This window comes from Bacillus sp. FSL M7-0791 (genome assembly GCF_038627085.1).
In the GTDB taxonomy this organism is placed as follows: domain Bacteria; phylum Bacillota; class Bacilli; order Bacillales; family Bacillaceae; genus Bacillus; species Bacillus safensis.
On record NZ_CP152022.1, the window covers coordinates 2,955,975 to 2,976,188 of the forward strand.

19 protein-coding genes are annotated in these 20,214 nt (G+C 42.3%); 4 read left to right on the forward strand and 15 right to left on the reverse strand.

Going from position 1 to position 20,214, the window contains the following annotated elements:
* Positions 1-42: 42 nt before the first annotated feature.
* The 5 genes from MHI08_RS15295 to MHI08_RS15315 form a co-directional block, all read right to left on the reverse strand.
* A complete protein-coding gene (locus MHI08_RS15295) occupies positions 43-2,058 on the reverse strand; it encodes a Na+/H+ antiporter (protein WP_103131617.1) in 2,016 nt (671 codons plus the stop codon).
* Between the two features lie 315 nt (positions 2,059-2,373).
* A complete protein-coding gene (locus MHI08_RS15300) occupies positions 2,374-2,985 on the reverse strand; it encodes a trimeric intracellular cation channel family protein (RefSeq protein WP_024423463.1) in 612 nt (203 codons plus the stop codon).
* A 149-nt stretch (positions 2,986-3,134) separates the two neighbouring features.
* Positions 3,135-3,548: a disulfide oxidoreductase gene (locus MHI08_RS15305; protein WP_024423464.1), complete on the reverse strand. Its 414-nt coding sequence runs from the start codon at positions 3,546-3,548 to the stop codon at positions 3,135-3,137.
* Positions 3,545-4,231 carry a DsbA family protein gene (locus MHI08_RS15310; protein WP_044331353.1) on the reverse strand — a complete coding sequence of 229 codons (687 nt, stop codon included), beginning with the start codon at positions 4,229-4,231 and terminating at the stop codon, positions 3,545-3,547. The genes MHI08_RS15305 and MHI08_RS15310 overlap by 4 nt, the downstream gene beginning before the upstream one ends.
* A 141-nt stretch (positions 4,232-4,372) precedes the next feature.
* Positions 4,373-6,472 carry a heavy metal translocating P-type ATPase gene (locus MHI08_RS15315; RefSeq protein ID WP_342499730.1) on the reverse strand — a complete coding sequence of 700 codons (2,100 nt, stop codon included), beginning with the start codon at positions 6,470-6,472 and terminating at the stop codon, positions 4,373-4,375.
* 412 nt (positions 6,473-6,884) lie between these two features.
* Here MHI08_RS15315 and MHI08_RS15320 point away from each other — a divergent pair, with 412 nt between their 5' ends.
* Genes MHI08_RS15320 through MHI08_RS15330 form a run of 3 tightly spaced genes read left to right on the forward strand, consistent with a single transcriptional unit; the run spans position 6,885 to position 9,452 of the window.
* The gene (locus MHI08_RS15320) at positions 6,885-7,628 is read left to right on the forward strand and encodes a metal ABC transporter ATP-binding protein (protein WP_041107786.1); all 744 of its coding nucleotides are present in this window, start codon (positions 6,885-6,887) and stop codon (positions 7,626-7,628) included.
* Positions 7,628-8,500 (forward strand): metal ABC transporter permease, encoded by an 873-nt coding sequence (locus tag MHI08_RS15325; protein ID WP_342499731.1) that lies wholly within the window; start codon positions 7,628-7,630, stop codon positions 8,498-8,500. The genes MHI08_RS15320 and MHI08_RS15325 overlap by 1 nt, the downstream gene beginning before the upstream one ends.
* 13 nt (positions 8,501-8,513) lie before the next feature.
* The gene (locus tag MHI08_RS15330; RefSeq protein ID WP_034623873.1) at positions 8,514-9,452 is read left to right on the forward strand and encodes a metal ABC transporter substrate-binding protein; all 939 of its coding nucleotides are present in this window, start codon (positions 8,514-8,516) and stop codon (positions 9,450-9,452) included.
* 37 nt (positions 9,453-9,489) lie between these two features.
* Here the strand turns inward: MHI08_RS15330 and MHI08_RS15335 are convergent, their stop codons facing one another.
* Entirely contained in the window at positions 9,490-10,038 is a 549-nt protein-coding gene (locus MHI08_RS15335; RefSeq protein ID WP_034623874.1) for a hypothetical protein, read from the reverse strand.
* 88 nt (positions 10,039-10,126) lie between these two features.
* On the opposite strand from MHI08_RS15335, the gene MHI08_RS15340 reads away from it, so the two are divergent.
* Positions 10,127-10,732: a TetR/AcrR family transcriptional regulator gene (locus MHI08_RS15340; RefSeq protein WP_024426047.1), complete on the forward strand. Its 606-nt coding sequence runs from the start codon at positions 10,127-10,129 to the stop codon at positions 10,730-10,732.
* 19 nt (positions 10,733-10,751) lie between these two features.
* Here the strand turns inward: MHI08_RS15340 and MHI08_RS15345 are convergent, their stop codons facing one another.
* The 9 genes from MHI08_RS15345 to MHI08_RS15385 all read right to left on the reverse strand — a co-directional run bounded on the left by MHI08_RS15345 (position 10,752) and on the right by MHI08_RS15385 (position 20,020).
* On the reverse strand, positions 10,752-11,684 hold the full coding sequence (locus tag MHI08_RS15345) for a response regulator (RefSeq protein ID WP_342499732.1): 933 nt from the start codon (positions 11,682-11,684) through the stop codon (positions 10,752-10,754).
* Positions 11,681-12,997, reverse strand: a complete 1,317-nt coding sequence (locus tag MHI08_RS15350) for a sensor histidine kinase (protein WP_342499733.1) — start codon at positions 12,995-12,997, stop codon at positions 11,681-11,683. Before MHI08_RS15350 ends, MHI08_RS15345 begins: the two co-directional genes overlap by 4 nt.
* Positions 12,998-13,113: 116 nt before the next feature.
* A complete protein-coding gene (gene aspA, locus MHI08_RS15355) occupies positions 13,114-14,559 on the reverse strand; it encodes an aspartate ammonia-lyase (protein ID WP_024426050.1) in 1,446 nt (481 codons plus the stop codon).
* Positions 14,560-14,577: 18 nt separating this feature from the next.
* Entirely contained in the window at positions 14,578-15,855 is a 1,278-nt protein-coding gene (locus MHI08_RS15360) for a cation:dicarboxylase symporter family transporter (protein ID WP_024423473.1), read from the reverse strand.
* 371 nt (positions 15,856-16,226) lie between these two features.
* A complete protein-coding gene (locus MHI08_RS15365) occupies positions 16,227-16,361 on the reverse strand; it encodes a hypothetical protein (RefSeq protein ID WP_259279817.1) in 135 nt (44 codons plus the stop codon).
* Positions 16,358-18,793 carry a heavy metal translocating P-type ATPase gene (locus MHI08_RS15370; RefSeq protein WP_342499734.1) on the reverse strand — a complete coding sequence of 812 codons (2,436 nt, stop codon included), beginning with the start codon at positions 18,791-18,793 and terminating at the stop codon, positions 16,358-16,360. Before MHI08_RS15370 ends, MHI08_RS15365 begins: the two co-directional genes overlap by 4 nt.
* 80 nt (positions 18,794-18,873) lie before the next feature.
* Positions 18,874-19,080, reverse strand: coding sequence for a copper chaperone CopZ (gene copZ / locus MHI08_RS15375; RefSeq protein WP_024423475.1), 207 nt, complete (start codon positions 19,078-19,080; stop codon positions 18,874-18,876).
* A 72-nt stretch (positions 19,081-19,152) separates the two neighbouring features.
* A complete protein-coding gene (locus tag MHI08_RS15380) occupies positions 19,153-19,458 on the reverse strand; it encodes a metal-sensing transcriptional repressor (RefSeq protein WP_012011272.1) in 306 nt (101 codons plus the stop codon).
* A 106-nt stretch (positions 19,459-19,564) separates the two neighbouring features.
* Positions 19,565-20,020, reverse strand: a complete 456-nt coding sequence (locus tag MHI08_RS15385; RefSeq protein ID WP_327822621.1) for a DUF6376 family protein — start codon at positions 20,018-20,020, stop codon at positions 19,565-19,567.
* Positions 20,021-20,214 lie beyond the last annotated feature (194 nt).

Here is a 20,214-nt window from a genome sequence, read left to right on the forward strand (position 1 = left end):
TCTCTTTCTTCATCATAAAACACGAGGGAGAAGATGACAACATCACGTATTGGTGAGCAGAACAGCTTCCATGTCATTGATATACTCCCTTAAATGATGGGCAATATCACGGTTGATCTCACCATCTTCATATAAGGTTTGAATTTCATTTCGAATCGACTGTACAGCTTGGAAGTTAAGCTCTTTTTTCTTTCGGTCAAATGAACGGTCTTTTTGCTGGAAGAAGCTTGGACCGTGTTCACAGCGGTAAATCACTTGGTTGTAAAAACCAATCACTTGGTGGCACGTTTGCTGGTTTTCATCTGTCATATGCTGTTTGATCGAGTCTACCGCAGCCTCAGCCGTTTTCTTACGGATTTGTTTGTACGCGTCCTCTTTTTCTAAAATACCGCTTGAAATGTGCTGATTCGGCCGCCATAATTGCAGCCATTGAAGCAAGCGGAGAAACTTCACCTTTGAAAAACGGATTTTGAAGGAGTTTGAATACAGCATTTCCAGCTCATGAAATCTCTCTTGCAGCTCATAGGCTTCTTCCTTGTCAATTTTCTCTTCATCGATTAATTGTTGAAGTTTCATCTGTTCTGCTTTGATGCCGTGCAGTCTGATTTTTCGCTCTTGTTTTCTCATCCCGAATTGGTATGGTTCACGCTGGATATTTCTCAGCTTCATTCGGTAATCATTGATGAGTGCAAGGGATACTTCCCTGTTGTCCTCATTCATCCCTTCTTTTAACGTTTTAATCGCACTTCTCAGCAGTTTTCGTTTCGCATGCTGAATCTTTGTATCCAAGTCCACGTCGACTTGTTTGTCTTTTTTCTCAGATAAAAGAGGCAGTAACACACTGGCTAAAATGAGTGTACATAAGATGACGCCTGCTGCGAGGAAGATAATCAAATGCCGCTCTGGAAATGGTGATCCGTCCGCGAGCGTAAATGGGATAGAGAAGGCACCGGCTAATGTCACAGCCCCGCGGACACCAGAGAATGTCATGAGCATCGAGGCGCGAAACTTCGGCTTTTTCACATTTTGCTTTTTTGTTGCACTCCATTTTCCTGCCCAGAACAGCCATACCCATAAGAACCGCAGCACCATGAGACATAGTGTAATAATTAAGATGTAACCAATCACCTGCATGTTGTTAAAGGATTCATCTTGGAAAATAACTGTAGATACATCTGGAATCTGCAATCCAAGTATGACGAAAACAAGTCCGTTTAAAATAAATAAAATAATATTCCATGTGTTTGATGAAGCAATTTGCAGTTTGGCTAAATTCGCTTCCATTCGATCTTGTTCAATGGCATGTGTCACACCGCCAGCCACAACGGCTAAAATTCCGGATACACCGATTTCTTCCGCTGCTAAATAAATCACAAATGGTGTAAGGATTTGCAGGATGATATGCATTGTGACATCGTCCATTCCTAAACGGCGGAGAAAATAGCGAAAACGAATGATAAAAAAGGATAGAATAAATCCAGTCAATAACCCGCCTGCTGCAATCAGTACAAAACTAAAGGATGCCTGAGCAATTGAAAATGCTCCTGTCACCGTTGCAGCAATGGCAAATTTAAAGGCGACAAGTCCTGATGCATCGTTCATCAGCCCTTCGCCTTCCAGCAGTCTCATGATGCCCTTTGGCATATTCACACGGCTGGATAAAGCACTTACTGCCACCACATCTGTCGGTGATAAAATTGCTGCAAGCGCAAAAGCGGCTGGAAGCGGTATGCTTGGAATCATCCAATGAATGGTATATCCCGCTACAATGACGGTCGCAAACACTAGACCAAGCGCTAAAAGAAGAATCGGTGCTCTTAATTTCCATAGCTCATCCCTTGGGGTACGCTTCCCGTCATTAAATAACAGCGGCGCAATAAATAGAACGAAGAAGAGTTCAGGATTTAAAGAAATATGTAAACCTGAAGGAAAAGCTGCCACCAATATTCCTAAGCCCACTTGAATTAACGGAACGGGAATAAAGGGGACAAAACGATTGATAATATTAGATACTGCAATGAGTGCCAGTAGTACGAGCACTGCCAAAAAAATCTCCACTAGTACATGTCCCTCCTATGTATATTTTTCGTCAAGTTTTGCTTACATGCAAAAGATGTGTTCATTTCATCCATCCGTCCGCTCAGAAGTGCTTCTTTAGTATTCCGCAAAAAGTGAAACCAACACATAACAATCCATCTAGGCAAAAAAAGGCTGAATCTAGATATTCAGCCAGCTGACAAAATTTTCATCATATGTATTGTTCAAATGATGAACAAAAGACCCTGCTTTTATTTTACACGAAAACTCCATCATCTGCTGATATTCAGCTCTTATTAAACACAAAAAAAAGAGCGGAATCGCCCTTTTTTCGTTTTACCCTTTATTTAAAAAATAAGACCTGGCGGGAAGACGCCATTTGAATAAGTAGGAACAAACTCTGCATACGACGAGGATGACAAACAGCAGATATAAAGCAAGCTCTCCTTGTGCTAAGCCGAGTCCGACGAATAAGCCGCCAAGGGCTGCCCATACGGCGTAAATCTCTGCTTTTAGCACAAGCGGCTTTCGCCCTGCTAATAAATCACGCACAATTCCGCCGCCGCTTCCAGTCAAAATGGCTGCCACAATAACTGCACTGAGCGGGAGTTCTCTTTGCACAGCAAATAATGCGCCTTGAATCGCAAACGCTGCTAAACCGATCGCATCCGAGAAATTCCCCCATGTGCTCCAATGCTTGAGCAAAAGCTTTGGAAAAAGAAACACAATCGTAATGGATACAAGGGCAATCGTAAACATTTTGCCCTGTGACCATAAAGCAGACACAGGCAGACCAATTAATAGATTCCGAATCGCTCCACCGCCAAATGCTGTCACAATCCCTAAAATGTACACACCAAGAATATCGTACTCTTCCTCCATTGCCACAATCGCACCACTAATAGCGAATGCGACAATGCCAATGATACTTAAGACTTCCCATGCCATTTTCCGCTTATCTCCTTACCTTTATCTGATCATCTAACACTACTCCCTTAATGTATATCTGACACAGGTGAAAAGCAATACAAATTTTCTTTAAATTTTATCTTTTTGCAAAAATAAAAAATAGCCCGCTTATAAGCAGGCTATCTCTTTCAATCTTCTTTTGCATTTAACAGCAGCATACTAATGATGATGAGAATAAATGCAATAAGGGCTAGTAGTGGAATGGTGATAAAACCAAACCAGTTCAAATAATCAACGGAACAAGGAATACCGCTCAGGCAAGGGCGAATCGATGCAAAGCCAGGTATCTTTTGTTCCATATAATGATAGATAGAAAAACAAGCGCCGATCACAGCCAAAGGCAGAACGTAATATTTCACTTTCACATCGCCTCTGAATGTCGCAATTCCAAGTAAAAGCACGAGCGGGTACATGAAAATACGCTGAAACCAGCACATATCGCATGGGATAAACTTCTTTACTTCACTTAAATACAGGCTGCTCATCGTCGCAACGATAGAAACGATCCAAGCACTGTATAAGTAAACAAGCTTATTCTTCATGATTTTTTCCCTTTGAGCTCTTGATCAATTAATTCTTTGATTTCATCATAGTCATAAAAGTTTTCGACTTGTTTATTGTTAATGAAAAGAGTTGGTGTTGCATTCACTTTATATTGGTTCACAAGCTGATCGTCTGTGTTCAGCTGCGGCTGATATGTTTTCTTTGATAGGTTATCTTTAAGCTTGTCCGTATCTATTTTTGTTGTCTTTTTCGCTAGCTCTGTCAGCTTAGCAGGCGTGACCCATTCTGCTTCACTATCTGGCTGTGCTTGATAGACAGCTTCATGAAATGCCCAAAAGTTTTTCGGATCTTCTTTCCACACTTCTTCAGAAGCTAGTGCTGCCAGCACTGCGCCATCTCCATGAACAGGAAGTGGCAAGTTAATAAACGAAAATGATACATCGCCTTTATCTATGTAGTCCGCTTTCAGCTTTGGGAAAATGTCTGTTTCAAATGATTTACATGATGGACATTTATAATCCCCAAACTCGACGATTTGTACGGCTGCGTTTTTATCTCCCATGACAGGCTGTCCTTTAATAGAAGGCTTACTGTCAACCGTTTGTGCTTCTTTGCTGTTGTTATTTCCAATGACGACGAATAATCCGATGAGAAGAGCTGCGATAATGGTTAAAATGACAGCAAATTTAATGGATGATGATTGATTATTTTTTTTACTCACATAAGCACCTACCTTATCTTTTTCATTCCTTCAAAAGAAAAAGGATAATAGCTTAGAATAATGCCATTATCCAACTTCTTCTATTTTAACAAGAGGGGATTCATTATGAAAGATGGTATTCATGAATTTTTCCTAACAATTTTATTTCATTACCCTCATGGCATTTAAAACAGCGAGTACAGTCACACCGACATCCGAGAAGACGGCTTCCCACATGGTCGCAATACCAAATGCTCCGAGTAATAGGAAAACCCCTTTAACCCCAAGAGCAAATGCAATATTCTGCCATACAATTCTTCTTGTTCGTTTAGCGACAGCGATGGCTTCTGCAACTTTTGACGGCTGGTCTGTCATAATGACGATATCAGCCGCTTCTACCGCTGTATCTGAACCAAGTCCGCCCATCGCAATTCCTATGTCTGCTCTTGCTAATACCGGTGTATCATTAATGCCGTCCCCAACAAATAATAATTTTTCTTGAGGCGCTTTTTTCTGATCAATTTCTTCTAATTTCGTTACTTTATCCTGCGGTAATAATTCGGCATGTACTTCATCAATGCCAATTTGCTGGGCGACCGCTGTTCCAACTTGCTTGGCATCACCAGTCAGCATGACTGTTTGAATGCCAGATGCTTTTAGAGCTGAGACCGCTTCAATTGCATCATCCTTTAATTCATCTGCAATCAAGATCGATCCGGCAAACTCACCGTTAATGGCCATGTACACAACCGTTCCGCTTCGTTTTTCTTTTTCATATGAAATGCCTTCTCGTTCCATCAAGCGATGATTACCCGCTAACACTTGGGAACCACTGATGGTTGCTTTAATTCCATGTCCCGCAATATCTTCATATGCTTCGATCTTGCTTTCATCAAGCGGCGAACCATATGCCGCTTTAATCGATTCAGCAATCGGATGTGAGGAGTGGGCTTCTGCTAAAGCTGCAAAAGAAAGCAGCTCTTCTTCTGACCACTTGTCGCTCGTTGTCACGATATTGGTCACCGTAAAGTTCCCTTTTGTGAGTGTGCCCGTCTTATCAAATACAGCATAGCTCACAGAGTTTAGTGCTTCTAGATAGTTACTTCCTTTTACAAGGATACCTCGTTTAGAAGCTGCCCCAATTCCCCCGAAGAATCCTAATGGGATGGACACGACAAGCGCACAAGGACAAGAAATCACTAGGAAAACGAGTGCCCGGTAAACCCAGTCAGACAATTGAGCTGATGGAATGAGAAGTGGCGGCACAAAGGCAAGCAGCAATGCTAATACAACGACAGCCGGTGTATAGTATTTTGCAAACTTTGTGATAAAGTTTTCTGTCTGTGCTTTTCGGCTGCTCGCATTTTCAACCAAATCTAAAATTTTCGTCACTGCTGATTCGCTTAGCCCTTTTTGCACTTCAATTTCAAGAATACCGTTTTGATTCACAAATCCTGCAAGAACTTCTTTCCCTGCTTCTACATCCCGCGGCACAGACTCACCTGTTAATGCAGAGGTATCCACGAGTGAAAAGCCTTCAATGACGAGACCATCAAGTGGAATTTTTTCGCCCGGTTTTACGACGATACGGTCACCGACTTTTACTTCTTCCGGCTTCACTTTTTTCGTTTCATTTCCTACTTTGAGATTCGCATATTCAGGGCGAATATTCATTAATTCACTAATGGATCGTCTTGAACGATTCACTGCTGCCCCTTGGAACAGCTCTCCAATTTGGTAAAACAGCATCACTGCCAGTGCCTCTGGATATTGCTGAATGACAAAAGCGCCAGCTGTTGCAATGGTCATTAAGAAGTTTTCATCAAATACTTGGCCGCGCACGATATTTTTCAGCGCTTTAAAAACCACATCACCGCCGACTAGTAAATACGCTGCGAAAAACATGATAAATTTCAGCAAGCCATCTTCTGGTATAAAATAAGCTGCTGTTCCAATGACTGCACCGCCAATTAATTTCAGCACAATCGCTTTTAAATTCTTTGTCCCATGATCATGATCGTGGTGATGTCCTTCTTCTTTTGGTGATACACTCACATGAGGTTCGATGGACTGAACCGTTTTTTCAATACGCTTTGACATCGTTTCTTGCTTATCTGCATGTGTGACAGTCAATGTCCCTGTCGCAAAATTAACGGAACAAGCTTCAACGCCATCCATTTTGCTGACACCTGTTTCAATTTTACGTGCACAGTTTCCACAATCAAGACCGCTTAATACGTATTCATCCTTCATTTTTTTCATGTTCTCACCTTTTTTCTATATGATAAGTAACGTTCCCTGGATCGATGAAACCTATTAAAAATCAAGAACTTTATATATGAACATATATTCATATATTAGATTACCTTTATTATATGAAGAGTTCTTGTCTTCTGTCAATCCTTTCTGAAGAAATCATTGGTTTTTTGTGTCCAATTCTGTCACACGGATTTTCAATAAACCAAGCTCATGTCCCCCCCTCCCCGCATAACATAAAAACGATCGTTTGCAGTTTTTCTCTTTACAAAAGAAGGACAAACGCTTAGAATAAAATAAAAGTTTCCCTAAGGAAACAAATTAGCGTTAGAGAATCATTTCATCCTTTAGTCAAAATTATTTAATGTATGCATATATCTTTAGGAAGCGCAATGATGATTGAAAGGGGCCGCAAGAGATGTCAAATGCTTTAACAATCGACCGTCTTCATGTCTCATATCACGGACAGGATGCATTAGAGAACGTCTCTCTTTCCATACAGGAAGGGACAATGACAGGAATCATCGGTCCAAATGGTGCTGGTAAATCGACGTTACTCAAGGCATGTTTGGATCTCATTGAAAAAGACCAAGGGGATATTCTTTTTTTTGAACAGCCCTTTAAACAAGTCAGAAAACAGATCGCCTATGTACCGCAGAGAAATGATTTAGATTGGACGTTTCCGATTCATGTACTGGATACCGTACTACTTGGAACATATCCGAAGCTCGGACTAATCAAACGTCCAAAAAAAGAAGACCGGGCATATGCGTATCACTGTTTAGAAAAAGTCGGGATGCAGGACTTTGCCAAAAGACAAATCGGTGAGTTATCCGGCGGACAGCAGCAGCGTGTCTTCCTTGCAAGGGCACTTGCTCAAAACGCACAGCTCTTCTGTTTGGATGAACCATTTGTCGGGATTGATATGGCAAGTGAAGAAACGATGGTTCGCATTTTGAAGGAATTGCGAGATGAAGGGAAAACCATTTTGGTTGTCCATCATGATTTGAGTAAGGCAGATGATTATTTCAGCCATCTTGTTCTGTTAAATAAAAAGCTCATCAAAGCAGGGCCTGTACATGACATCCTTCGCCCAGAGATCATGCTGGAAGCATATGAAACACAGCTGCCATTCTTAAAATCAGCAGGAGGAGACGTGTAATGGAATTTTTAACCGGACTCTTTGAATATGCTTTTTTACAAAAAGCGCTATTTACATCCGTCATGGTAGGCATCATTTGCGGCGTTATCGGCTGCTTTATCATTTTACGCGGCATGGCTCTGATGGGAGACGCCATTTCTCATGCCGTACTGCCAGGGGTCGCCATCTCTTATATGCTTGGAATTAACTTTTTCTTCGGGGCCGTTTTAACTGGCGTGTTAACAGCGATTGGGATCGGTTATGTGAGTCAAAACAGCCGCATAAAAAATGATTCTGCCATCGGCATTGTCTTTACAGCCTTTTTCTCAATCGGAATTATTTTGATCACATTTTTGAAAAGTTCAAGTGATCTATATCATATTCTATTTGGAAACGTTCTAGCTGTTCGATCATCTGATATGTGGATTACACTGGGAATCGGTATTTTTATTTTGCTAGCCGTCATTGTTTTCTACAAGGAACTGCTCATTAGTTCATTTGATCCGGTGATTTCTTCGGTTTACGGTTTGCCGAATCGTATGATTCATTATTTTCTCATGACCTTATTGACCCTTGTGACCGTTGCATCACTGCAAACCGTTGGGATTATTCTTGTCGTTGCCATGCTGATCACGCCGGCAGCCACCGCTTATCTCTTAACGGACCGGCTCTGGATCATGATTTATTTATCTGCTTTTTTCGGTGCTGTTTCTGCTGTCGTAGGTCTTGGGCTTAGTTTTACGTATAACTTGTCATCTGGCGCTTCCATCGTGCTGGTCGCGACCATTTTATTCGGCAGTGCCTTTATCTTTTCACCAAAGCAAGGCATTCTATGGAGATCATTAAAATCTAAACGAAAACGAACGCACTTAAGAAAGGAAGCGTCTATGTAAAAGGAGGACATATATGAAGAAGGTATTTGCTATCCGTTTGACCGCAGTATTCATTGCCCTTATGATCATCGCAGGCTGTTCGACCAAGCAAAGTAATTCCGGTAAAGATGACGGCACATTAAAAGTTGTCACGACCTACTCCATTCTTTATGACATTGTGAAGGAAGTAGGTGGGCAGCATGTCTCTATTCACAGCATTGTTCCCATTGGTACAGATCCACACGAATTTGACCCACTGCCAAAGGATGTTCAGTATACGACGGATGCAGACCTTGTTCTATATAATGGCTTGAACCTTGAAACAGGGAACGGCTGGTTTCAAAAGCTGCTTGAATCGAGCGGCAAGGACGGGGATGATGCACCTGTAGCCGAGCTGAGTAAAGGCGTCAAAGTGAAGCATTTGTCCTCAAAAGGCCTTGAAAGCCAGCAGGACCCTCACGCATGGCTGAATGTTGAGAACGGGATCCTTTATGCCCAAAATGCCCGAAATGCGCTCATTCAAGCGGACCCTGAACATAAAGAGGATTACGAAAAAAATGCAGAAGCCTATATCAAAAAGCTTCAAGCTCTTCACGATGAAGCAAAAGACAAGTTTGATCAGCTGCCAAAAGATAAAAAACTCCTTGTCACAAGTGAAGGGGCATTCAAATATTTTGCAGAGGCGTATGGATTGAAAGCCGGCTATATTTGGGAGATCAACACAGAAAGTGAAGGAACACCAGGACAAATGAAGCGCATTATTCATTTTGTCAAAGATCATCAAGTTCCTGCGCTCTTTCTTGAAACAAGTGTTGATAAACGCAGCCTTGAAAGCCTCTCTGAGGAAACCGGGGTTCCGATCAAAGGAAAAGTCTTCACCGACTCTATTGGAAAAGAAGGGGAAGATGGAGACAGCTACTATAAGATGATGAAATGGAATATCGACACCATTTACAAAGGGCTGTCATCATAAGAAAAGACAGGCGGAGTGAATTCGCCTGTCTTTTTTGTCAGCCTGTTATATTTTCTGGATGCTTTTTCGGCCAAATGACGTAGCTGATGCTAATGATGAAATCAATCGTTAAGATCATCCCCCATGTATTGACAAGCTGCATCAGCGCTTCCGTCCGCTCTGGTGCTTGTATGAGATAGGTTAATCCATATAACAGCCCCGCTCCAATAACATAAGAAATGAAATGCCGCGCCCAGCCGATCATTTCATACACAGACCGCTCTTTCCCGTACTTTGGTTTTCCCTTTGGCTTAGGGCCTCCTGCAAATCGATAGGCAAACCTAGCATCTGCCCATTTCACCATTTGATGTCCGAAGGCAAGGCTCACACCAATATAAACAGCCGCAAGCCCGTGGATGACACTCGCCACAGCCCCTTGCCTTAAATCTATATAAGTAGCCGCAAGAAGGATGAGATCTAAAACTGGCGTACAGACAAGAAAAAAAGCACCCCACTTTTTCTGTTTAAACACATAACGAAGCGTTAAGCCTATTAGAATAAACAGCCAAAAACCAATTTCACATGCCACAATCAATAACCCGACCAATTTCTCCACATCCTTTTTAATACGATTGTATTAAATAAAAAATAACACATCTGTGTTAAAAAAACAACAGCTATGCTAAAATCAATGTATGCCAAAAATCGTCGATCACCATAAACAAAAACAAAAGGTCGCTCAAGCTGCAATGAGAGTGATTAAACAAGAGGGATTGGAAAACGCTTCTGTACGAAAAATAGCAGTCGAAGCTGGAATTTCAGCCGGCTCTATGCGTCATTATTTTTCCACACAGCAAGAGTTATTTCTCTTCTCTATGAATTTAATTCAGGAAAGAGTCAAGGAGCGGATTACAGGGCTTTCATTAAACGGTTCAACGGAGGAAAATGTCCTCACTTTATTGGAGCAGCTTCTTCCACTTGATGAAGAGCGAAAATTTGAAATGGAGGTGTGGCAGGCTTTTACAGTCAAGGCGCTGACTGAACCAGATCTACAGCCGCTCAATGCAAAGATGTATGACGAGCTATTCCAAACGGTGCAATATTGTTTAATGAAATTGAAAGAGGATGGGCTGTTGCTAACTGATATCGATCTTTTATTAGAAACTGAGCGGCTTTATGCGGTCATCAATGGGCTTGCATTGAATGGAATCGTGCAGCCCGAACGCATACCGCCTCAGCTCATACGCTCCGTACTGCAGATGCACCTGCAATCTATCACAAAAAAAGACATGTCTCCTTAATTGGAGAGCATGTCTTTTTTTAATCTTCCATAAAAATACGTTTCGCTTCGTAGTAAAGCACCTGCACAAATTTCTTCACATTGATACGGGTGTGTTCTTCTCTTCCGCTCATCTCTTTCGTCAATTCACTCATTTTCTTCCGTACGATGGTGAAATCGAAAAATTTAGATGCGTAATTTTCAAACGTTGGATGAGAAAAATCGGTTAGCCCAAGTGATGCGATGTGCTTTAATGATTGGTTGATCGCACGTCTTACCCGTTGTTCGGCCGCCTTTGCTTCTCTTGCGATGTCTGCCGATGTGTAGGGCTCACTTAACTTATCCTCTGTAATCCCAGTGAAAATGATCTTTAAAGAAGGAAAGGAATCATGATGATCAGCATGCAGCGCTAAATACTGGTCTGTAAAAAGAATCATATCTAATAAATCTTTAGACCCCTTCTCACCAACAATGCCAAGCTCCGCCAGCAAAAACTGCCCCGCCTCTGCAAGACTTTTCCCCCGCTGCTTCGTTTTCGTCTGACCGCGTTGCTGAAATTGTATGACCGATTTGAGTGAGTGCTGAATATTTTCAATTGAATGCTCTAAATGAAGACGTTCAATCATGAGATGGAGAACACTTAAGACCTCTACACGATTGATCGGCTTTGTCACATAATATTCGACGCCAAGCGTATACGCCTGTCCGATTAATTCCTTTGTTTCAACCTGTGACAGCATTAAGTATTTCCCATGAAACTCATCCTTGATCGCTCGAATCGTTTCAAGCCCGTCCCTTTCCGGCATCAATAGATCAATACATAAGATATCAATGTGCAAATCATTTAAGTAGCTGGCTGTTAACTCTGCGCCATCCTCTGCTTCCCCGGCCACAATGCCAAGCTCTTCATCTTCAATGAGCTGAGCCAGCGAAGAACGAACGGCTTCATCATCATCAACAATAAAAAATCTCATCTCCCAATCCCCTCTTTTCTACTGACTTGATCTACTGGTATCGTTAATGTGAAAATCGTTTGTTCATTTGGGATACTCTCCATCTCAACACTTCCGCCAAGCTTCTCCGCTGTATCCTTTACATAGGCAAGCCCGATACCGCTCGATGGATTCCCAGCCTGATCGTATTTTAAAGTGAAGCCCGGTTTAAAAATCACATGATGATTACGTTCTTTTATGCCAGGCCCGTTGTCGCTGATTTGAAAAATCACGTGGTTTTCTTTCTGTGAAATAGAAAGTGACACCTCTCCTTCTACAGGAATGGCTTCCACAGCGTTGGATACGATGTTATTTAACAAAGATAGAATGGTATACACGTGATAGGCGGGATGCTTTCCATCTTCATCATAATGAAAGACGATGTTTTTTTTAAGAGATTCTGCATAATTTTCATGAATGCGAATGACAAGCCCAGCGATATGAGAAGGACTCTCATAAGCCTGGAAGTTTTCCTCATGAATCAGCTTTGATAAGGCAGAAAAAATCCGCTGGTTATCCTTTTTGATTTCATGCACCTCTCCTGCAATCTGCAAGGCGGTTTTACCGAGCTTTTTCAAATCCAATGATTCCGCATCCTTTGCGTGGTGAAGGGATTGATACAATTGATAGGATGTAGCCGTAATATGCTCAGCATGTGCGAGTGTTTTATGAAAATATGTAGATTCTGTGTAAAGGTTAGACAGAAGCATCAGCAGATGTTCCTTTTCCTTTTTCATCTGACGCTCTCTCGCCTGCTCTTCATATAAGCGAATCATTGTATAACAAGCCAACACGAAAAAGCTTCTGAATATCGCCAAAACAAATAATTGGAACAGCGTCCTCACCGTTAAAATTTCATCCATCGTGCCTCGAAGTGCGATGATTTCAACAACGCTTGCGCACAGCTCCATGACGATGCCTGTTGCTCCAATCAGCCATGGCTGATCGCGGAAACGTCTCACCTTCAATAAATAAAAGAGTGTGCCATAGACAACATAATAAAGCAGGGAAGGAAATCTTAATGAAACTGCCTCTTCAAGCGGAAGATGCCCTGTCACAGCTGTATCAAGCAGCACGCGAAACACAAAAACAGATATCCCAGCGATGATGCCGCTTGCCCATGCCGGAAATCTTTTCATTTGTAGCAGGATAAAGAAAAAGATAACGGTTCCAAAGCTGACCCGAAAGCTGTCCTCAAACGGATAAAATTTAAACTCTCCGCCAATCGGCGTCAGTACAATGAGCAGCACAATTAAATAAGGCTCTGTATTCAGCCATTTTTTCAGTAGATTCAAACGCAGTCACATCCCTAATAATTGACGATAGTATACTATGTGAGCTAAAGAAAAACAAACCTCCATGAAAAAGCGCACACCGGAACTTTGCCGGTGTGCGCTTCTCATGATGCCGCTTAATCTTCTAAACGATCCTTTTCTAAAAGTGATGCACCAGCAATACCTGGTTTTGTCATTTCAAAAGGATTTAAGATGACATCAAGCTCTTCCTCTGTTAACACATCATTTTGCAGACAAAGCTCACGTACAGATGCGCCTGTAAGGATGGCTTCTCTTGCAATTCGTGCAGCCGCTTCATAACCAATGTGCGGGTTCACCGCCGTCATGACACCGGCACTCTTTTCTACATATTCTTTTAATCTAGATTCATCTGCTTTTAAGTCACGCAAGCAGTTGTCCACGAAGGACTCGAATACATTTTTCATCATGCTGAGAGATTGAAGCAGGTTGAACACTAACACTGGTTCCATAACGTTTAGTTCAAGCTGGCCAGCCTCTGATGCAAGACAGATTGTGTGATCATTCCCTATGACTTGGAATGCCACTTGGTTCATGACCTCAGGCATAACTGGGTTGACTTTCCCTGGCATGATGGATGAACCTGGCTGTCTCGGCGGCAGGTGCAGCTCACCAAAGCCTGCTCTTGGACCTGAAGCCATCAGACGAATATCGTTCGCCATTTTGGACATGTTCATCATACATACTTTAAGTGCAGCCGATACTTCTGTATAAGCATCCGTATTTTGCGTGGCATCGACTAAGTCTTCAGCGCCAACTAACGGTAATCCGCTAATGTCAGATAGGTAGCCAACCACTTGGCGAATATATTTAGGATCTGCATTCAATCCAGTTCCGACTGCTGTTGCACCCATATTGACTTCATATAAATGCTGTCTAGACTGCTTGATACGTTTAATATCACGAGCAAGAACTTTTGCATACGCACTAAACTCTTGTCCAAGTCTGATTGGAACAGCGTCCTGAAGATGCGTGCGTCCCATTTTGATGACATGATCGAATTCCTGCGCTTTTTCGGTCATGACTTGATGCATGTTTTCCATCGTATAAAGTAGTTTTTCAATCATATTCAATGTTGAAATATGAATCGCTGTTGGGAAAACGTCGTTTGTTGACTGCGACATGTTCACATGCGTGTTTGGACTTAGCTCAGTATAAGCGCCTTTTTCCTTTCCTAGTAGTTCAAGCGCTCTGTTTGCAATGACTTCATTGGCATTCATATTCATTGAAGTGCCAGCCCCGCCTTGAATTGGATCGACAATAAATTGATTGTTCCATTTTCCTTCAATGACCTCATCTGCGGCTTGAACAATTTTTTCTCCAAGACCAGAATATAGTCGCTGTGTATCCATATTTGCAAGTGCGGCTGCCTTTTTGACAATCCCTAATGCTTTGATGAGTTCCTCATGAATACGGTAGCCTGTAATTGGAAAGTTCTCCACTGCACGTAATGTTTGAATTCCATAATATGCTTGAGTGTCTACTTCCTTTTCACCTAGAAAGTCACGTTCGATTCGAACTTGCTTGTCCTGTAGCTTCGTCATTTGAAAAGATCTCCTTTTTTACGCTGCTTTTGTTTGTTGTTTTAATTCCTCAATATACTTCTTCGATTTCTCTTGATCAAATACTTTTTCCCACTTAGACATGACAATGGCTGCAAGTGAGTTACCAAATACGTTCACTGTTGTACGAACCATGTCAAGAAGTCGGTCGATCCCAACGATGAAGGCAAGTCCTTCAAGCGGCAGTCCCATAGCACCAAGAGTTGTGATGACAACAACGATCGATGCACCTGGTACACCAGCCATTCCTTTAGATGTCAGCATTAAAATTAATAGTAACGTAATTTGCTCATAGATGGAAAGCGGCATGCCATACATTTGTGCAACAAATATCGCAGCAATGGATTGATAGATGGCACTTCCATCTAAGTTAAAGGTGTAGCCTGTTGGAATAACGAACGACGTGATCGCTTTCGGGCAGCCGAACTTCTCCATTTTGTCCATTAATCTAGGCAGTACAGCCTCTGAACTTGCTGTTGAGAATGCAAGAATGATTTCTTCTTTTAATACTTTAAATAGTGTAAAGACGCTTGTTCCAGCCATTTTCGCAATAATGCCAAGTACAACAATGACGAAGAATGCCATTGTACCGTAAACGACAAGTACCAGTTTGCCTAGCGGGAGAAGCGCTCCGACCCCGAATTTGATCACCGTCACACTGATGAGCGCGAATACACCAAATGGTGCAAACTTCATCACTTTATTGGTCACCCAGAACATGGCTTCGAGTATACCTTCAAAGAATCCTAATACTGGTTTTCCTTTGTCTCCAACTGCGGCAATTCCTAATCCGAATAAGACTGTAAAGAAGATGGTTGGTAATAGATCACCTTCTGCAATGGATTGGAAAACGTTTGTCGGTACAAGATGCACCAACGTTTCAGAGAAAGTCGCTTTTTCAGAAGAAGCCTTAGATGTCTCTTCATATTTAGAGATATCACCTTTCTCCATGTTGCTCATATCAATTCCTGTACCAGGATGGAAGACGTTTGCTGCAAGCAGTCCAACTGCTAATGCAATCGTTGTCACAATCTCGAAGTAAAGAATGGTTTTTCCGCCGAGTCTTCCGATCGTTTTCATATCTCCAACACCTGCAACTGCTACAATCAATGCAGCAATAACAATTGGAAGAACGATCATTTTAATTAAATGGATGAATATATCGCCAATCGGCGTTAACACATTAATAACGGTTTCATTTTGATAAAACAGCGCTCCCACGACAACACCCAGAACAAGTGCAATGAGTATTTGAGAAGCTAACCCTAACTTTTTCATACGTGAACCCCCTTTTTTTGATAACGCTTTCTTTGTTGCTTAATCGCATCTTAACGACGAACCTACAAAAAACGACAAAAAGGAACAAAAAGAAGTGAATTTTTTATGAAAAATCTTTAAAAAGGTGGGTTTTTCCACAATATTGTAAAAAAAAGACTTCGCTTTTGGCGAAGTCTTAGAATATAGACAACGTGCTAAAATGATTTTGTTTTAGCACGTTGTCTTCTTTTCAGCGTAATAGAAAACCTTTGAAGTCTAGGAAGGGCGAGCACCAGCGCGGAGCGAATAGACATTCGTGAGCACTGGCGCACAGACCTGACAAAGAATGCGAGGGTTTGTCTACACGCTGGGACTTCGCTTTTGGCGAAGTCTTAATGATTTTGCATCTGTTCACTTGGTGTATGTTGATTTGGAAAAAATTCATTATAAATCGTATATCCAATGAGCACAAGAGCAACGTAGAACAATGCACTAACGGTCCAAATCCATTTGACATTCAGCTTCATTCTGCCACTCCCTCTCTAACTGGCTTCAATCGCTGCAATCTGAGCGCATTCAGCACAACGGACACGGAACTAAAGGCCATTGCTGCTCCTGCAAGCCATGGCGCAAGGAAACCAAATACAGCAATCGGTATCCCGATACAGTTATAGGCAAGCGCCCAAAATAGGTTTTGTTTAATGTTTCTCATTGTTTTTTTACTAAATTCCAGCGCATCTGCAATGGCATGGAGATCTCCCGTCATGAGCGTAATATCTGCTGCTTCCATGGCAACGTCTGTCCCTGTTCCCACAGCCATCCCAATATTCGCTGTTGCAAGAGCTGGGGCATCATTGATACCGTCTCCGACCATGGCGACTTTTTTTCCTTGTTTCTGAAGCGCTGCAATATGAGCCGCTTTTTCTTCAGGCAGCACTTCAGCAATGACATGATCAATGCCCGCCTGTTTCGCAATCGCCTCTGCTGTTAGTTTATTATCACCTGTCATCATCACAACGTGAATCCCCTGCTCTTTTAGACGAGCGATGGCTTGTGGAGAGGATGATTTGATTGTATCTGCAACCGCGACAATGCCGGCGACTTCACCGTCAATCGCAACAAGCATAGCCGTTTTCCCTTGCTCCTCCAGCGTTGTGACAGAAGCTTCAATTTGCTCATATTGGATATGATGTTTCTGTAATAGCTTACGCGTTCCAATCAAAAGCTTGTGTCCTGCTGCCTTTGCTTCAATTCCATGACCTGGATCTGCTTGGAACGCTTCAACCTCGACCGCTTCAAGACCTCGTTCCTTCATACCGTCTGTGATCGCCCGGGCAAGCGGGTGTTCCGACTGCTGTTCTGCCGAGCCTGCTAGCTGCAGCAGCGTATCTTCTGTCCAGTTGGCATATGCCAGTACATCTGTCAGACTAGGCTCTCCTTTTGTCACAGTCCCTGTTTTATCTAACACCACCGTGTCGAGTGATTGAGTCACTTCTAAATGCTCTCCGCCTTTAAACAGAATGCCTGATTCAGCCGCACGGCCGCTGCCAGCCATAATAGAGGTTGGTGTCGCAAGGCCGAGCGCACACGGACATGCGATGACAATGACGGCTATAAAGGTTTCAAGTGCTGACGTCACATTTCCTGGATCAACAAAGAAAAACCATATGAGGAATGTGAGCACAGCAATTCCTACAACAATAGGAACAAATATCCCTGATATTTGATCTGCCATTCTTTGAATCGGTGCCTTTGAGCCCTGCGCTTGTTCTACGACTCGGATAATCTGTGAAAGAGCGGTCTCTTTCCCGACTTTAGTCGCTTTTATTTTGATGAATCCATTTTTATTGATCGTTGCCCCAATGACCATATCTCCTGCTGTTTTATCAACAGGCAGACTTTCTCCTGTAATCATGGACTCATCTATTGCGGTTGTCCCCTCTATGATTTCTCCATCTACCGGCACTTTTTCCCCGGGTTTGACAAACACAAGATCATTCACTTTCACGTCAGAAATAGGCACAGTCATCTGTTTGCCATCTCGCTCGATAACCGCTTCTTTCGCCTGTAAGCCCATCAGCTTTTGAATCGCTTCTGATGATCTTCCTTTTGCTCTTGCTTCCATTAATTTTCCGAGCACGATCAACGTAATGAGGACAGCACTTGTTTCATAATAGAGGGCTGCCTCATGTGTGCCTCTAATCGCTGACTGAATGCTTTCATATAAACTATAGAAAAACGCGGCAGATGTCCCAAGTGCGACAAGAACATCCATATTGGCACTTTTATTTCTTAAAGCCTTATACGCACCTACATAAAAGGGCCAGCCGACAATGAACTGCACCGGCGCTGCTAACGCCAGCTGTACCCATGGATTCATAAACGCTTCTGGCAGCCAAATAAAGGATGTAAAAGAAAAATGGCTGACCATTGCCCAAAGAAGCGGCAGTGATAAAATCATCGAGAATAAAAAGCGTGCCGTTTGCTTTTCTATTGCAGCTTGCCGGTGATCTTTTTTTCCTTCCTCCGCTTGATCTGCATCTGGTTCTATTAAAGAATACCCAATAGACTGCACCGCATCTTTTATGTCATTTGCAGACGTTTGGCCCGGATGATATGTGACCTGAAGTGTCTCAAGGGCAAAGTTTACAGACCCGTGATCGACACCGTCCATTCGGTTAATTTTTTTCTCGATTCGGTTTGCACAAGCTGCACAGGTCATTCCCTCTATATCAAATTCTGCTTGCTCCATCACCACATCATAGCCAAGAGATTGAACTTTTCGCTTCAAATCATCTGGTGTTAACTGCTCAGTTTCATAAATGATATGAGAAGTTTCAAGCGCCAAATTCACACTGGCATCCTCCACACCTTCCAGCCTGTTCAATCCCTTTTCGATGCGGCCTGCACAGGCAGCACAGGTCATCCCCGTAATTTGAAAATCAATTTCCTTTTTCATTGATCTCACCTCTCCACATACTCCATGGGGGTATTATATTTTGAAAAAAATACGTGCTGTTTTGCAGCACGTATACTTATTTATACAACATCATATCCCTGTTCCTCAATCACATCGGAGATACGGTGTAACGTGACTTGATCCGGGTGAAATGAAACCTCCACCTGTCCTTTGTCTAAATGGACTTTCACAGATTCAACACCTGCTAATTCTCCTACATTTCCTTCGACTGCTTTCACGCAATGTCCGCAAGACATGCCCTGCACTTGAAGTGTTGCTTGTTCCATTTCTCATCGCCTCCATCAATCATTTTCTACAATTTACTATACCCTAGTAGGGTATTAATGTAAACATAAATGCTACGATTTTGTCAGTTTCGTAAAGACCGTCATTAACTCTTCAATGGCTTCATCCCCATTGCCGCTCTTGATAGCATCTGCAACACAATGATGTGTATGCTTTTCCATCAAATGAAGACTGACTTTTTTCAAAGCCGCATTGACTGCGGAGATTTGATTCACAACATCTATACAGTAACGATCGTTTTCAATCATTTGCTGAATCCCGCGCACTTGTCCTTCCACTCGTTTTAAGCGATTGATCAATTGGTCCTTTTCCTTTTCGGCTCTAGGCGAAGCCATATGTCTTTCTTCATGTTCTGTCATGTGATCACCTTTTTTCCATTATGACTTGTCTGTACCTAAATTAAAGCATATCTCCACCGGAAAAGGCAAAGATATGCTGAGCACCGCATATAAAGCTGTGTTTGTCCTAATTTGTTAATTGTTCGATATCCTGCAAAAGATTGACGGATTGCTGAAGCTGTTTCATCAATCCCTGCTGATCCTCCAGTATGGCGGCAGCATCGATATCGCCTGCCTTCAATTGCTGTAAATACGTTTGGATTTCCTCTGACAGCACTTTATTTTTTTCAATGATTTGCGCATGCAGGTCTTCTGCCATTTTTGGCGCTGTGACTTCATTAAAATCTTGAATGTCTTTCTTCAATGATTCAAGCTGCTGCGTTAATTCTGCTTTTTTGGCGGCATTTTGCACAGCTTCTTCAGCGAGTTTTGGAAAATCCTCTGTAAATTGCTGAATGTCTGTCACATAGTCATTTGCCTCAGTGACATATGTCGTTGTATCGTTGACCTGATCAAGCAAGCCGGAGCACCCGCTTAATACAAGCGTTCCGGAAAATAGGAAAGCCATCACATATTTTTTCAAGGTCGATCATCCTTTCATCTGTAGGATTAAAAGCATCATTTGTTCCGCTTCTCTATCACACAGATGCAAAAAGACCTTAAAAATAGCCAGACCTTTGCCTCATGTGTGATAGGCAAAGGTCTGGCTAACATTGTTCATGCCGGAATAGCCGAGAAACAACGGATGTTTCTGTAATGACGACCAAACCGTAAAAG